The 16147-nt window shown below is 47.4% G+C and carries 11 protein-coding genes and 1 pseudogene; 6 read left to right on the forward strand and 6 right to left on the reverse strand.

Annotation, left to right across the window (positions count from 1 at the left end):
* The first annotated feature begins 27 nt into the window (after nt 1-27).
* The 4 genes from pheS (at nt 28) to IAQ59_RS12955 (ending at nt 5590) form a co-directional block, all read left to right on the forward strand.
* Nucleotides 28-1056, forward strand: a complete 1029-nt coding sequence (pheS, locus tag IAQ59_RS12940) for a phenylalanine--tRNA ligase subunit alpha (RefSeq protein ID WP_209331235.1) — start codon at nt 28-30, stop codon at nt 1054-1056.
* 152 nt (nt 1057-1208) lie between these two features.
* Entirely contained in the window at nt 1209-1685 is a 477-nt protein-coding gene (locus IAQ59_RS12945) for a hypothetical protein (RefSeq protein ID WP_209331236.1), read from the forward strand.
* Between the two features lie 166 nt (nt 1686-1851).
* Nucleotides 1852-2727 (forward strand): sugar phosphate isomerase/epimerase family protein, encoded by an 876-nt coding sequence (locus IAQ59_RS12950; RefSeq protein WP_209331237.1) that lies wholly within the window; start codon nt 1852-1854, stop codon nt 2725-2727.
* Between the two features lie 10 nt (nt 2728-2737).
* Nucleotides 2738-5590 (forward strand): PVC-type heme-binding CxxCH protein, encoded by a 2853-nt coding sequence (locus tag IAQ59_RS12955; RefSeq protein WP_209331238.1) that lies wholly within the window; start codon nt 2738-2740, stop codon nt 5588-5590.
* A gap of 44 nt (nt 5591-5634) precedes the next feature.
* On the opposite strand, the gene IAQ59_RS12960 is transcribed toward IAQ59_RS12955, so the two are convergent.
* On the reverse strand, nt 5635-6531 hold the full coding sequence (locus IAQ59_RS12960) for an alpha/beta hydrolase (protein WP_245189585.1): 897 nt from the start codon (nt 6529-6531) through the stop codon (nt 5635-5637).
* 681 nt (nt 6532-7212) lie between these two features.
* On the opposite strand from IAQ59_RS12960, the gene IAQ59_RS12965 reads away from it, so the two are divergent.
* Both IAQ59_RS12965 and IAQ59_RS12970 read left to right on the forward strand, forming a co-directional pair.
* On the forward strand, nt 7213-7542 hold the full coding sequence (locus IAQ59_RS12965) for a type II toxin-antitoxin system TacA family antitoxin (protein WP_209331239.1): 330 nt from the start codon (nt 7213-7215) through the stop codon (nt 7540-7542).
* Nucleotides 7496-7990, forward strand: coding sequence for a GNAT family N-acetyltransferase (locus IAQ59_RS12970; protein WP_209331240.1), 495 nt, complete (start codon nt 7496-7498; stop codon nt 7988-7990). Before IAQ59_RS12965 ends, IAQ59_RS12970 begins: the two co-directional genes overlap by 47 nt.
* Nucleotides 7991-8726: 736 nt before the next feature.
* Here IAQ59_RS12970 and IAQ59_RS12975 read toward each other — a convergent pair.
* The 5 genes and pseudogenes from IAQ59_RS12975 to hsdR all read right to left on the reverse strand — a co-directional run bounded on the left by IAQ59_RS12975 (nt 8727) and on the right by hsdR (nt 15973).
* Complete coding sequence (locus tag IAQ59_RS12975; RefSeq protein WP_209331241.1) at nt 8727-8912, reverse strand: hypothetical protein; 186 nt, start codon at nt 8910-8912, stop codon at nt 8727-8729.
* A 138-nt stretch (nt 8913-9050) separates the two neighbouring features.
* Nucleotides 9051-10772 carry a restriction endonuclease subunit S gene (locus tag IAQ59_RS12980; protein ID WP_209331242.1) on the reverse strand — a complete coding sequence of 574 codons (1722 nt, stop codon included), beginning with the start codon at nt 10770-10772 and terminating at the stop codon, nt 9051-9053.
* Between the two features lie 95 nt (nt 10773-10867).
* Nucleotides 10868-12307, reverse strand: a complete 1440-nt coding sequence (locus IAQ59_RS12985; protein WP_209331243.1) for a class I SAM-dependent DNA methyltransferase — start codon at nt 12305-12307, stop codon at nt 10868-10870.
* Between the two features lie 804 nt (nt 12308-13111).
* A complete protein-coding gene (gene tnpA, locus IAQ59_RS12990; RefSeq protein ID WP_209331244.1) occupies nt 13112-13573 on the reverse strand; it encodes an IS200/IS605 family transposase in 462 nt (153 codons plus the stop codon).
* 18 nt (nt 13574-13591) lie between these two features.
* Nucleotides 13592-15973: pseudogene (hsdR, locus tag IAQ59_RS22775) on the reverse strand (EcoAI/FtnUII family type I restriction enzme subunit R).
* Nucleotides 15974-16147: the final 174 nt, after the last annotated feature.

The following is a 16147-nucleotide window of genomic DNA, read 5'->3' on the forward strand; positions in this document are numbered from 1 at the left end:
TGCACTACCTAAATTTCCGACAGGGCTATGCACAAAGAAAAGATTGAGCAGATCAAAGCAGAAATAGCTGCCGCCAAAGCCAGCACGACCGATGAACTGGAAAAATACCGTATGCGCTTTATTAGTAAGAGGAGCGTGGTAGGGGAGCTTTTTGCCCAGATGCGTGACCTTGGAAACGACCGGAAGCGGGAATTTGGTCAGGTGGTCAATGAGGTCAAACAGCTTGCGGAGGAGAAGTTTCAAGAACTGATCGAGTCGGTTGGCAAAGGAAAGCAGAAGCAAGGTGGTACACAGTTGGACTTGACACTCCCCCCGTCCAATCTTCCCGTAGGGGGTATTCATCCGCTTACAGCCACCAGGCAGCGGATCGTTGAGATATTTGAACGTATCGGATTCAATCTTTCGGAAGGGCCAGAGATCGAAGACGACTGGCATAACTTTACAGCCTTGAATTTCCCCGAAAATCATCCGGCCCGCGAGATGCAAGACACCTTCTTCATTGAGAAGAACCCGGATATCGCCCTGCGCACGCACACCTCCTCTGTACAGGTTCGGGTGATGGAAAAGGAAAGACCGCCCATTCGTACACTATCTCCCGGCCGGGTCTTCCGCAATGAAGCCATCTCCGCCCGCGCCCACTGCATCTTTCACCAGGTGGAGGGATTATACGTGGACAGAAATGTCAGCTTTGCCGATCTCAAGCAGACCCTTTACCACTTTGCCAAAGAAATGTTTGGCAAGGAAACCAAAGTACGGTTTCGCCCTTCTTTCTTTCCCTTTACAGAGCCCAGCGCAGAAATTGACATTTCCTGTCTCATTTGTGGGGGTAAGGGGTGTAACATCTGCAAGCATAGCGGATGGGTAGAAATCGGCGGATCGGGTATGGTGGACCCCAATGTATTGGAGAACTGCGGGATAGACTCGGAGGAGTTTACCGGGTTTGCCTTTGGCATGGGCATAGAGCGAATTGCCATGCTGAAATACCAAATTAACGACCTGCGCCTATTTACTGAAAATGATATTCGGTTTTTGCAGCAGTTCAGACCCTTGCTGTAACTTTGCCCCAAGCTAGCCTTGGGGCAAGAACCAACAACAATGATTCGCTCATTGAGCAGCATAGCCAAAATCAGATGATGTAAAAGGAGTTCTGAATGGGGCGCAGCCACCAATGAAGAAGGTTTACCGACAATGAAAGAGAGGACAATCAAATGAGAAAGACGGTATTCGTAGGGTTGTTTTCACTGTTTCTGGGGGTTGTAGACGCACAGGAAAAAGGGGATTTCCGCCTGCATTTTGGCGGGGAGTTTGGCACTTGGCCGCAGCTTTTTTTTGGACTGAATGCAGGAGCTGAATACGTTTTTTTGGACAAGCTTTCCATTGTACCCAATTATACCCACTTTTTTCCTGAATTTGGCCACGCAAGAAACCTGAATTTAGATACCAGGTATTATTTTACCGAAGGGGCGTTAAAGTGGTATGGAATGGCCGGCTTTTCAAACGCTTGGAGTCTGCTAAATCGTCCTGGATCCGGACTGATTAGGGCCAATACACAAGGCCCCATCCTAGGTTTTGGCGGTCTGCTTGGTTTTGATAATAGATTGGCGCTGAACCCCCAACTTAAATATTGGAGCCAACGGGAGGGAAGATTTATCTTTACGTTTGGCATGGTTTACTTTCTGAATTGATCTTTTGCCTGCCCCAAAGGACCGCGGTTGGCCTGCTGCGGATATTTGGCGGGGTGCTTTTGGCTTTTTCATAGCGTCTTTTTTTCCAAATAGGTTTATTTATTGGAGCAGGTGCCGATTTGGCAAAGTTTTCCTATCTTAAAGTCTCATTTACCCTAAGCTAACCATGAATAACCTCAACCGACGTGATTTCATCCGAAATGGCCTGCTTTTGGCAGGTGCCGGTTCCCTTGCTTCCTTTCACTACATGAATGCGATGCCTTCCAGTTCATTTGTCTATCCCATCGGTGCTTGTGATTGGTCTATCGGAAAAACCAGCGATCCGGATGCCTTTCGGCTAGCCAAAGAGCTCGGGTTGGACGGGATACAGGTCAGTTTGGGTACCGCCAAGAACAACATGCATCTTCGGCAGCCCCAAATTCAGCAGGAGTTCCTGGCCGCGTCCCGTAGCAGCGGGGTGCGAATCGGCAGCATGGCCATCGGCGAGCTTAACAATGTCCCCTACAAATCGGAATCCATTACCCAAGAGTGGGTACACGACTGCATAGACGTGGCCCAAGTTCTTGGCTGCAAGGTGATCCTGTTGGCATTTTTTCACCACGGCGATCTCCGCAACGACCCTGCGGGCAAGGCCGAGGTGATCCGCAAATTGCGGGAAGTTGCGCCAAAGGCAGAAAAACAGGGTATTTACTTAGCCATAGAATCCTGGCTTAGCGCGGAGGAACATTTGGAAATCATCGAGGGCGTCGGATCCAGCCACGTGCGGGTATATTACGACGTCGCCAATGCCACTGAGATGGGGTATGATATTTACAGGGAGATGAAGCTGCTCGGGACAGAATATATTTGCGAGATACACATGAAGGAAAACGGACAGCTGCTCGGTCAGGGCAAAGTTGATTTCCAACGTGTCCGGGATACCCTAAAGGACATTGGTTACCGGGATTGGCTCGTCATTGAGGGAGCAGTTCCCTCGGGTGGACAGATGTTTCCCGCTTATATCGAAAACCGCCGGTTTCTTGCGCAGTTGATGAACGCCTAATTTGAACTCCATGCTATTTTCAAAATCCTATCCCTGTTATCTCCTGCTTATATTGGGTGCATTTTCCTGTAGTACCAAAGAGGAGGCAGCACCGCTGCTTTACGTTCCGGATGATTTAGAAGTAAGCGTCTGGGCTTCGTCTCCGCAGTTTTTCAATCCGACCAACCTCGACGTGGATATGCACGGCCGCATTTGGCTCACGGAGGCGGTGAATTACCGGGATTTTCGAAATGCAGATGCGCACATGGTACACGAGGCGGGCGATAGGATTGTCATTTTGGAAGATACCAATGGGGATGGGAAAGCGGACAAATCCAAGGTATTTATCCAGGATGAAGACCTGCGTGCTCCGTTGGGCATTGCCGTCGTGGGCAATCAGGTGGTGGTTTCCTGTTCTCCCTCTATCATCATCTACACCGACGAGGATGGCGATGATGTGCCTGACCGAAAGGAGGTTTTTCTGACTGGTTTTGGAGGACGGGATCATGATCATGGGCTGCATGCCGGGGTGTTGGGCCCTGATGGGAAATGGTACTTTATAGCAGGCAATAAGGGGCCGCATGAGGTTACTGACCGGGATGGAGTCACCGTTCGGGCAGGCAGTGTGTACAACGAGTTTACGCCTTACCCAGAGGAAAACAAACCCAACTTGGTTAGTAACGATGGGAATATATATACCGGAGGGCTGATCGTTCGGGTGAATCCGGACGGAACGGGCCTGGAGGTGATGTCGCACAACTACCGCAACGCCTATGAGGTGGCGGTAGATTCGTTTGGCAACATGTGGCAGAGCGATAACGACGATCAGACGGCATCTTGCCGCACCACCTGGCTGATGGAAGGCAGCAATGCCGGCTTTTTCAGTGCTACGGGAGATCGTACCTGGCAGGCAGACCGGCGCCCAGGACAAACAGTGCCCTTGGCCCATTGGCATCAGTATGATCCAGGCGTGTTGCCTGCGGGGGATATCTACGGAGCGGGATCGCCGACTGGAGTGGTACGCATTGAAGGGGATGAATTGGGCGAGCATTACCGGGGACTTTTACTTGCGGCGGATGCCGGGCGTAACATTATCTTCGGATACCATCCCAAGGCAATAGGTGCCGGATACAGTTTGGATCAGCGGGAGGCTTTTATTTCCTCTGTAGACCGTGACAATACCGGCTACATCTGGCACGAGGTGGAGGACGACGACCGCAAATGGTTCAGGCCCAGCGACGTGGTGGTGGGCACAGACGGGGCTCTTTATGTGGCGGATTGGTACGACCCCATTGTAGGTGGGCACCGCATGATGGACAAAGAGGGCTATGGCAAGATTTACCGCATTGCCCCAAAAGGCAAAAAACTCCAACGTCCAACCTACGATCTCAGCTCCACTGCCGGGCAGGTGGAAGCCCTGCGCAGTCCGGCCTTGCATGTGCGTGCCCAAGCAATGGAAAAACTACGGGAAGCGGGAGAAAGTGTGATTCCGGCTGTTCAGGCCCTTTTGGAGGATCCCAACCCCTTTGTGCAGGCGAGAGCGGTCTTTTTGTTGGCGTCGTTGGGTGAAGCGGGCAGTGCATTGGTGAAGCCTTATTTAACACATGCAAATACCGAGTTGGCGGTAGCAGCGTTTCGGGCGCTTCGTAGCAATGGAGTGGATCCCCTTACCCTAGCCAGGCAGGTGCTCGGTTCCGGAAACATCGCTCTTTATCGAGAAGCCGCTATCGCCCTGCGTCATCTGCCATTTTCCGAGTCGGCTGAACTATACATGCAGCTTGCGGAGGCACATACTGGTGAAGATCCTTGGTTCTTGCATTCTTTGGGAATAGGACTGAGGGGCAATGAAGCAGCCTTTTGGGAACGTTGGTACGAATCCAAGGACAATCCAGACCCCTTGAACTGGTCCGCTGCTATGGAGCAACTGGCATTTGAATTGCATCCAGTTTCTGTGGTGCCGCACATTACAAGAAGGATACAAGAGGGCAATCTGTCCCCTTCGGAGGCAAGCCGGGCGTTGACCACGTTGGCTTTTATTCCCAGTAAGCAGTCGGTGGATCTCATGCGTGCGCTTGCCGACGATCCTTCATCACCCTATTACCGTGAAAGCATCTGGTGGATGCAATTCCGAAAAACAAACGAATGGGAGGCACTTTTGGCAGATTGGAGCCCTCCGGCGTCTTTGCTGCCACCCGGGGAAGAGACGCTACTAAAGCTGGCAGAGTTGGCATCGGATACCCTCCAATCCGTAACAGATAGGCTCACGGCGGCCGAGCAATTGGCAGGAACGTCCCAAGGGCGCCTTCATTTGCTTTGGTTGGCCATGGATAACCGCTTAGGGGTTTCGTTGGTGGAAGCCGTGCGCGAGCGGGTTCATCAGGACAACGTACCGGCAGTGCAGAGCCTAATGAGCCGGTTTTTTCCACTGGCGGATTTGGATACCCTGAGCCTTGAGTCGGTGCTTGATGTGGCCGCCGATGTAGAAATGGGCAGGGTGGCGGCCGTACGGCACTGTGGAATGTGCCATGCTTTTGGCTCCTCAGCCAGTGAGATAGGTCCAAATCTAAGCGAGATTCACCTGAAGCTGGATCGGCAATCCTTCATCCAGTCCGTGCTAGACCCTGACGATGCCATTGCCTTTGGCTCAGAGGCCTTTTTGGTAAAACTTAAAAACGGTGCCATGCTATATGGTATTTTACAGTCGGCGGGTCCGGTGATCACGGTAATGGAGCATACGGGTAGGCAATATACGCTACCTGCATCAGAGGTAGCCGGCAGAAGGCAGTTACGTCACAGTCTGATGCCAACCCCACAGGCGATGAACCTCGACGCAGAGGAGCTCGCGCATATTACGGCGTACATGATGCAGGGTAGTCTTAAGTAGATGCGGAGCAGTGCGCCTTTAATCGATTAATGGGGCGTAAGGGTTTAGATAAATATTTCCGCCAGAAAGGCCATTACCCGACTTCGGATCGCATCCGTATCAAACATAGGCCCAAAGTGGGGAGCTCCCGGCACCAAGATCAATTCCTGCTGAACGCCACTTATCGACAGCCACGAAGCCAGCAGCCGGGAATGACAGGAAGATACCAGGTCATCTTTTTCTCCATGAATTAACAAAAAGGGTGGGTCTTCGGCGTCTACGTACGTAACGGGACTGGCCGCTTTGGCCAGGTCCGGTCGGTCCAAGGGTGCGGCACCGATCAACAGTCCTTCGGGAGAGCGGGCATCGTCCGCCTCCGGAAAGAGGGTCAGGTCGGCCGGGCCGTAGAAATTAACCACCCCCTTAAAACCAAACTCCCTGCTTTGCCGATCGTGAAAAAATTCTCGGATCCTTTGGTTGTTGGCCAGGCCAACCATAGCCGCTAGATGCCCACCGGCCGAAAACCCCATTAGGGCCACCCTATCCACATCAAAACCGAATCGATCAGCCTGGTCGAAGAGGTAACTGACGGCTGCATTGCAATCCACCATCTGCGCAGGAAACACGGCTTGGGTGCTAAACCGGTAGTCGATGGACGCCAGTGCATAGCCTTGGTTGATAATCGCCACTACGGTTGCCTTCATGTAGCCCATATCGGCATACTTATCGTTGCTCAGCCAGCCTCCCCCGTGAACCCAGATCACCAAGGGCACCTTCCCTTTGGCGGTTGGAGGGAGGTAAATATCGAGCAGGTGCTTGGAGAGCGTGTCGTCCAGATAGGGAATATTCCCATGCAGCCGGGTACCTTCCGGAAAAAGGTGCATAACCGGATTCTGCCTGGTCTGCGAGATCCCAGAAACGGCAAAATGCAGTAGAAAAACGAAAGCTATGAAGGTACGCATGGTCTATTGGGTTTGGTAGGAAAGATAAGGATTTTTGAGGAGATGGTCGAAGGTAAATCGTTTGTAGGAAGGAAATTAGCTAAATAGGCACCGAAAGGAGGAGTCCCAAGATTAAAAAATGCATTTTCCCGAAACATAGGCATATCTTCCAGGATATTGCCCAATTTGCACCCATCCCAAAGGGATTACATGGTTATGGATCCGTAGGGCGCGGCGTTTATTCGACCCCGTTGGGGTCGAACCTTTTCATCTCGCCTGCCTTTCTATAAACATGTGACCCATTCTGGGTCATGGATATTCAGGAGCAATGCCAGGCAGCCCAGGTCGCCATTTTCTTCAAACTGTGGGAGAAAAAAACAAAAAGAAAGCTGACCTAGAATTCAATGGGCGGACTTATGATGAGATTCCTGATGTGGAATTGGAAAGGTTTATCTAGCATCTACTGTATTGAGAGTAACTATCACAAAAGGGGATTGAAAATCGAGCAAGCTAGTCAAATAGGATTTAGAGAGCCCTTACAGACCTTCATAAAACGATGGCGAAATTTATTTGTACGGAAAATATCCGTACATTTGTCTTGCTAATAGGATGTTAGTGTGTACGAGAAAAAGGAAAACAAGAAATTAAGATCCAGGAAGCAAATACCATTAGAAATCAAGTTAATCGTTAAAGTCATCAGATATGGCAACGCAAGTGAATGACAGAATTGATCTTCGTATTAGCACAGAACAAAAGGAGCTCTTTAGAAGAGCTTCGGTGATTAGCGGGTTTAAGAATCTGACTGAGTTTATCGTGCATTGTGTTTCCAAAGAATCAAAAAGCCTTTTGATGTCAGAACGTCAACTACTTAAGAATGAAGAGGATAAGCGAATTTTTTTTCAAGCGTTGCAGAATCCACCTAGCCCCAATGCCCGCTTGAAACAGGCTCGTTTGAACTATTTAAAAGTACAAAGCGAACAGAAAAATGAGGATTTGCAAGTTAAAGAAGACTCACAAAAAGAAGGAGTTTGATTGCGGAAAGCAAGCCTTAAATGATTATTTGGCGAAGATCGCTAAACAGGATGCGGAAAAAGATGTGGCTGTTTGCTACATCTTGGAGGGTGAAGACGGAGAGGTCGTCGGGTATTTTACCCTTTCTTCAGGGTCAATTCCCAAAGAGGAAATTCCGGAAAAGGAATCAATGAAACTTCCTAGGTATTCAGATATCCCATTAGCAGTAATTGGCAGGCTAGCGATAGATAAGAAATACCAAGGCCGGAAACTTGGGGATTATTTGTTGGTGGAAGCGTTTGGCGAAATTATAAAGGTTGCGGAAGTATTGGGGATTGCAGGAGTATTCGTGGACCCCATTGATGAATCGGCGGTCAATTATTATCCGAAATTTGGCTTCATCAAATTAAACAGTTCTGATAGAATGTTTCTCCCCATAGCCACTATCCGGGAGCTTCTTAGGGATTAAGATTTAAGGGTTTAAAAAAGGAAGAACCCCATTTTTTGATGGCATGTTTTTTTCAAACAGTGGGTGGTAAAAGCAAAAAGAAATCCGGTAGAGAACTCAATGGGCAGACCTTTGATGAGATGACATTCAGCGGTTTGTATTGATTTCTTCATCCCAACGGGATGATAGCCGAAGGGATGACATGTTTTTAGAAAATCAGTATCGCTGGTTTTATTCGACGCCGATGGGGTCGTACCCTTCAATCGCGCCTCCCATTCTATAAACATTTGACCGATTATGGGTCGGTTATATCTTCGTTTTTCCTACGAAATAATCACTTTGGTGGAAAATTAAGCAGAGGTGGCATACTATGGGAAAATTTGTGCCACAACTATAAGATATACGCTACGTTGGATGAATTGCACCATCCCGAAGGGATAACATGGTTATAGAAAATCATTATCGCTAGATCTCTTCGACCCCGATGGGGTCGTACCCTTTTCGGCGGGTTGATTTTTCTATAGACATATGACCCATTCTGGGTCTTGGCTACCCAAGAACAACGCCAAGCAGCCAAAATTCCCTTTTTCTTCAGGCAGCGGGGTGAAAAAAAAAGAAAGCTGACCTAGAACTCAATGGGCAGACTTTCGATGAGATGCCTATCAATGATTTGTATTGATCTATTCATCCCAACGGGATGACATGTTTATAGAAAATAAAATGAAACGATTCCACTCGACCCCGATGGGGTCGTACCCTACCTTCCTGCTTCCCGGTCTTTAAATATGTGACCCATTCTGGGTCTTGAATATTCAGGAACAATGCCAATGCCGCCTTCTTCTTCAAACAGCGAGAAGGCGAAAACAAAAAGAATGCTGGCCGTGAACTCAATGGACAGACCTTTGATGAGATGCCATTCAGCGGTTTGTATTGATTTCTTCATCCCAACGGGATGATATGTTTATAGAATATCGAAATAACAGGTTTTATTCGACCCCGATGGGGTCGTACCCCTCTATCGCATTCCTTCCTATAAACCTATGTCCCCTTCGTGGTCTGTTTTGTTTACCATTTGGTTTATCTAAACCACCTCCCTCAAACAACACTGCATCCAAACCTCTTGGGTGATTTGATGGGTTTCTATTTCATGTTCGAGCTGATCGCATAAGGCCATCAAGCCATTGACTTTTTCTACAATGGCTTTTTGTTCCACAGCATTAGTAATTGGAGTTAATGTGTTTGCTACAATTCCCTGATTGATTTTTGGCATATTCCCGGATGTGCCAGAAGCATTTTCTCTAAAGTAAGCCCTAGTAAAGTTACTACTTAATGTAATATGTAAATAAGTTGTAACAATTGGAGTGCATGCTTGAATCTTCATCATTAAATCTGGATAAACAAAATCATTTTCTTTACCATTATAAATTGCACTTACTCCGACATATTCAAGAGAATTACTTCTTTGAATTAAAATGTCATTGGGTTTTAACCACAAATAGGAATCCAATGGAATTTCTTCGTCGATATACTTTACTTCATTTGATTTAAAGTACCCTTTTGTTGTCGCTCCTAATTTTAAGGATTTTGTTTTTGTTGGAAAATCAACACCTTTTGGGGAATATCCATTTCTTGGTTTTTCTTTAATGATTTCGCCAAGCCTACACCAAACCCACCCATCCGGCAAATCATAAGGAATCTCATCTTCTGAAATAGCAGGAAGCGGCTTTTCCTTTTTGATTTTTCCGGCTTTGATCAGCTGCTCTTTCTCGGCTTTGATTTTTTCCAAAAGTACAGAAGCGGGTTCGACTTCGACTCCGCTCAGTCTTCTAGCAGCTTGCCAATGATGTGTCAATTTCCCCTGTACAGCCAATTGGAGGATGGCTTCTCGGAGCTTTTTGATATTGGCTTTTTCGGTAAAGAAGGTACCAAACTGACTTTTCAGAAACTCCCATTGGCTTGCTACTTCCTGTTCGGAGGCTTGGGTCAGCTGATTTAGTGCCGAAGTCACAAAGTCGGACTTTAGCTGAATTCGCTCCTTGGTCAGACCTTCCAGTTGCTCCACCTCGGCAAAGAGTTGATTAACGACCTCGACTATGGCTTTTTGCTCGGCTAGGGGAGGGAGTGCAAAAACTTGATTTCTTATTTTAACCCTAGAAATATTTGGCTGAGCCCCTCCTTCGCCTTGATTAATAAATTTCCCTTTTAGAGCTTTTAACAGAAGATGTAGGTAAACATTCGAAATACAGGAAAGCGGTGTACATGCACAGACCGCTTGATTTGTTGTCCCTTCAACCGCTAAAATTCCTGTTTCTCCAATTGTTGCACCGTACATAGCGATCAACACATCGCCAACTTTATTTAATCGTATTGAGGAGTTTTTAAGTGCTAACTCATTTATTGTTTCCTCAGAATTATAGTCAATAATCGCATTGTTCAATTCTCCAGATTTGAACCAATTAATAGTACCTCCATAGAAATCTGATCGAGATCGGGACGGTGTCGCTCCAGCACCCCAATCTCCAATTTCCCCAAGTCTAGTTACGGCCCATGAATCTGGAATTGAAGAATTGAGTTCATCTTCACCAATAACCCCCAAGGGTTGCTCTTTTCTAATTTTACCCTCTTTGATAAGGCGATTTTTTTCAAGCTCCAACTTTTTCAACAAAACCGAAGCAGGTTCCACATCCGGATTTTCCTCCCTCCATTTTTGGGTAAGTTTCCCTTGTACAGCCAGTTGCAGGATTAGGCCTTTGAGTTCTTCCGCATTTTTGGGATGCTGGGTCAGTTCCTTAAAATGTTCCATTAGTTGCATAATATCCGTGTGCGTCATTGCGAGGAGGCACGACGAAGCAGTCTTTTCCAAGGATGAGATTGCTTCGCTGCGCTCGCAATGACGGTTTATCTTAAGGCTTCGGTTAGAACTTTGATAATCTCCTCCTGAATGGCGGAGATCTTCTTTTCGGTGGCTTGGTACTTTTTCAGCAGGACTTCGGGACTGTCGAGGTCATCGGCTTCCTGATGGGGATTTTTGATATCGAGGTTGAAGCCACGAGCGGCGATTTCTTTCGCTGACACCTTCCAGGCATACTTGCTGTGGGCTTCGTTTTCACGGTCATTCCACCAGGCTTTTTCCAGGTCGAATTCCTTGATATGGATGGGTTTGCCTTTGTTGTAGCTCTTGACTCCATCTGGATAAGGATGCTCGAAGTACCAGATATCCTGAGTCGGCCTTCCTTTTTCGAAAAAGAGCAAGTTGGTCTTGATGCCCGTGTAGGGATTGAAGACGCCATTGGGCAGGCGCACGATGGTGTGCAGGTTGCAGCGCTCCATCAGTTCTTCCTTGATACGGGTTTTCACCCCTTCACCGAAGAGCGTACCATCCGGCAGGACCACGGCGCATCTTCCTCCATCCTTTAGCAGGCGGATAATCAGGGCCAAAAATAGATCGGCGGTTTCCTTGGTGCGAAACTTCTGAGGGAAATTGGTCTCCGTCCCGTCCTCTTCTACCCCACCGAAGGGCGGGTTGGTCAGGATAATGTCCACCTTGTCACTCGCCCCCCAGTCGGCATAGGGCTTACTGAGGAGATTGTCTCTTCGCACTGCTGGTACATCGAAGCCATGCAGCATGAGATTAGTGGTACAAAGTAAGTGGGGTAGAGGCTTTTTCTCGATTCCGCGGATAGTGGATTGGAGATCACGCTCGTCTTGGTCGTTTTGGACGAGTTGCTTCTTGTGGTCGATGGCGCAGGTCAGGAACCCGCCCGTACCGCAAGCCGGGTCGAGGACCGTCTCCTTGAGTTGGGGATTGACGATATCGACCATGAATTGGGTCACTGCACGCGGGGTGTAGTACTCCCCCGAGGAACCCGCAGACTGCAATTCCTTGAGGATGGTTTCGTAGAGGTCGTTGAAGAGGTGACGGTCTTTGCTGCTGTTGAAGTCGATTCGGTTGATTTGATTGATCACCTGACGGAAGAGCGTTCCGTTTTTCATGTAGTTGTAGGTATCCTCAAAGACCGAGCGGATGATTTTGGCCTGAGGACTGATGCTGATGTCCAGTTCCTTCAGGGCCGGAAAGAGCTCATTGTTGATAAAATCCATCAGGGCATCACCGGTGAGGCCTTCCTCGTTGGCTGCCCAGTTTTGCCATTTGAATCGGTCCGGAATCGGGCTTCGGTAGCCATTAATGGTGATTTCCCATTCTTCTTCCTTGTCCGAAAAAATCTTCATAAAGAGCATCCAGACCATTTGCGAGATGCGTTGCGCATCGCCGTCGACTCCCGTGTCTTTCCGCATAATGTCGCGGATGCCTTTGATATTGGTGGTGATTGTGGTCATTTATGTTGTTTAATTTCTTATAATTCGTTGGGTGATCCCAAAGAGATCGAATGTTTATAGATCAATTGTCTGGGAAGGTTCGACCCCGTCGGGGTCGTATCCACACGTTTATTATCGGTTTTCCTATAAACATACGACCTCTCCAAGGTCATTTTTAGTATTCCATTTATGTTGATCCCAAAGGGATCGAATGTTTATAGCAACATTTTGGTTCCATCAGGTACGAACCCGACGGGGTCGCATAAATTCTAATATCATTTTCATATCTAAAAACATACGACCTCTCCAAGGTCATTTTTAGTATTCCATTTATGTTGATCCCAACGGGATCATATGTTTATAGCTCAAATCTGATGACGAAGGGTGCGACCCCGTAGGGGTCGTATTACCTAATCGATGAATTCTTGCTATAATCATATGACCTCTCCGAGGTCAGCAATATCCGTCTGATATCTATTTGCTATAAACATACGACCTCTTCGAGGTCTATCTTCCCTATCGGTTTTGATCCCGGAGGGATCACATGTTTATAGAATCAAATGTAGCGGTAGGTAGTGCGACCCCGACGGGGTCGTATTATCTAATCGATGAATTCTTGCTATAAACATTGGACCTCTTCGAGATCCGGTTTTTGTGTTATATTTTCGCTTTTGTTAAATTTTTGGTTGGCTCTCGATCCTAATAGGATCACATGTTTATAGCATGAAATGCGTCTAGGACTGGGTTCGACCCCGACTGGGGTCGTATGTGGCTAGCTACGATGATGATAGCTGTAAACATGTAACCTCTTCGAGGTCGGGTTAACTAATCATCAATCCATTCAAATAAATATTTTTCATCGTATTCGATTTGAAATTTTTTTAAAAACCCAATATACTCTTGTCTAAAGGTCTTTCTCTTATGGTGTTCCTTTTGATTTTGAATGTATGCAATAATATTGTCCAAGGCAGAATGCGAATACGAAAAGGCTCCGTAACCCTCTTGCCACTCAAATTTGAATTTTGAAAATGCGTTTTCTTTGACAAAGGCATTGGAAGACTTCTTTATCTCTCGTACTAGGTCCGAAAGACAACACGAAGGCTTCATACCTATCAAAATATGAATGTGGTCCCGCATCCCATTAATTGCGATCAATTTTTGCCCCTTGTTGGTAATTATTCCCGTAATGTATTTGTATAATTCCTCCTCCCACGATGGAGAAATCAAACTATTCCGACCCTTCACGGCCATGACAACCTGGATATAAATCTGTGAATAGGTACTCATCTTATCATAAAGATTTGTTTATGCTATCTGATAAATTTCCTTCTCCAATTCTTTAATCGCCTCCTCAAAATCCTTCCCTTTTCCGAAAGCACGTACCAGTTCTACGGGTGAACCCAATTGATTCAGCGGTTGTACTTTCAGTACCGAACCCTGCTCGATGGTAGTAATACCCTCTTGCTCATACTTATCCAAAAGTGCGTTAAGTACTGCTTGGGCTTTTTCCCCGTATTTGGCAAAGTAATTCCGCTTTTGGACTTGCTCAGCGCGTTCCTTTCTGGTCAGCGCAGGCTGATCAAATGCCACATGGCAGATCAGGTCAAAATCGTCCAATTCCTTTCCCACCTCTTCCCGCAGGGCTTCCAAGAGAATCCCTTGCTCGGCTAGTTCGGCGAGAAGCAATTCTTTTTTCTCAGCAGCTGTCCAGCGCTGTATAAACTCATCGAGTGAACCGAAACTCTGATCGATGTTCTTTCGGGTGTAGTCCTTGAGTGATTCGGTAATCAGTCTTCCGTCAGCTCCGAAGTATTGAACGCGCTCATTGATCACGGTCACAATGACCTCATTGACATAGTACTTTCTCGGCTCGGTATCGGGATCACCTTCGTCAATGCTGATATCTGGTGGAGGGGTTTCCAATCCAGGCTGTTCCGGTTCCCCTACGGTTCTTCCATCGTCCTCCTCTTCATATCCCTCCTCTTCTGGTGGTACAGGAGAATCCTCCATTCCCGGTTCATAGATCTGCACGGGCTCTCCATCAAGATCCGGATCGGCAAAAAGCTTGGTGGCTTTTCTGAAATCCATGATGGTGAAAAAAAGCTTTCCTTCTGTTTCGCGGATACGGGTTCCTCTGCCGACGATCTGCTTGAATTCGGTCATGGAGCCGATATTTGCTTCCAGCACGATCAGCTTGACCATTTTGGTATCGATCCCCGTGGTCAGCATTTTGGAGGTGGTAGCAATCACAGGGAAACGCTCTTCCACGTCGGTAAAATTGTCCAGTTCCCGTTTGCCTACCTCATCGTCTCCAGTGATCTTGACCACATACTGAGGATATTGGGAAACCAAATCGGCATTGGCATTGATCAGGGCTTGGCGCATGCGTTGGGCATGCTCGATATCGATGCAAAAGACAATCGTCTTGGCAAATCGGTCCGTAGCTTGGAGGAATTCGGTGATCTTTTCCGCTACCAGCTGGGTCCGCTGATCAATGACCATTTTTCGGTCATAGTCTTTCAGGTTATAAATCCTGTCCTTGATCTAGTGGCCGAATTTATCGAGCATCCCTGAAGTGGGTCTCCAGCCCTCGTCCAGATTGGTCGTAATGCGGACCACTTTGTAAGGTGCCAAAAACCCATCCATGATTCCCTGCTTCAGGGAATAGGTGTAGACCGGCTCTCCATAGTAATCCATGTTGGAAATATCCTTGGTTTCTTTTGGAGTAGCTGTCATGCCGATTTGGGTAGCCCCTTCGAAATAGTCCAAGATTTCTCTCCAAGCAGAGACTTCGGAAGCTGAACCTCTATGGCACTCATCCACGACGATCAGATCAAAAAAGTCCCTGCTAAATTCCTTGTAGGCGTTTTTCTCCTCCTCGTTGCTGGTAAGGCCTTGGTAAAGCGCGAAATAGATTTGGTAGGACTTGTCAATCTTTCGGTTTTTGATGATGTGCATGATATCATTTCCGAAAGGTGAAAAATCTCCGTTTTTCGTCTGGGTGGGAAGTGCATTCCGGTCAGCAAGAAATAGAATCCGCTTTTTGATCCCTGCTTTCCAAAGTCTCCAAATCAGGTTGAAAGCCGTGTAGGTTTTGCCTGTACCGGTCGCCATGACCAGAAGAATCCGATTTTGACCTTTGGCAATGGCTTCAATCGCACGATTGACCGCATTAGCTTGGTAATACCGCAGATTCATCCCCGAATCATCCGTGTAATAATCCTGCTCCACTACCTCTCTTGCCTGGTGTGTCTCAATTCCTTTGTGCTTCAAATACTTTTCCCAAAGCTCCTCCGGGGAAGGAAATTCCTCCATCGTCAATTCTCTTTCCCTTACTTCCAGATTGGTCTTGTCGTGGAATACAAAAGAGTCTCCGTTGGAAGTAAAGACAAAGGGAAGCTGAAGGATTTCGGAGTATTCCAAGGCCTGCTGCATGCCCGAACCGACCCCTTTTTTATTGTCTTTCGCTTCGACGATGGCTATTGGAAGGTTCTTTTTGTAGTACAGAATGTAATCTGCACGCTTTCTTTTACCTCGGGTGTGCAATGAGCCTTGGACGATGATTCGCCCGTCGGTAAAAAAGACCTCTTCACGAACCTGCTTTTGGATATCCCAACCGGCTTTTTTCAATGCAGGTGTGATAAACTTGGTGCAAATATCCCGCTCGGAAAGGCTCCTTTTGTACATGATGAAAAGTCGGAAAAAACGATTTAAGTCTAAAGATAAGGTATTGAGCCAAAAAACCTGAATAAGCTCCTAAAAACCTGCTTCAAAAGAGGCGATATCGCAGACCTCAGTACAGCGGGAATACCGTCTTTTAGACAATCCGTTAACTGATTCCGCTCCTTTCCAGACGAACTG

The organism is Lunatimonas salinarum, assembly GCF_017811155.1.
GTDB lineage: Bacteria > Bacteroidota > Bacteroidia > Cytophagales > Cyclobacteriaceae > Lunatimonas > Lunatimonas salinarum.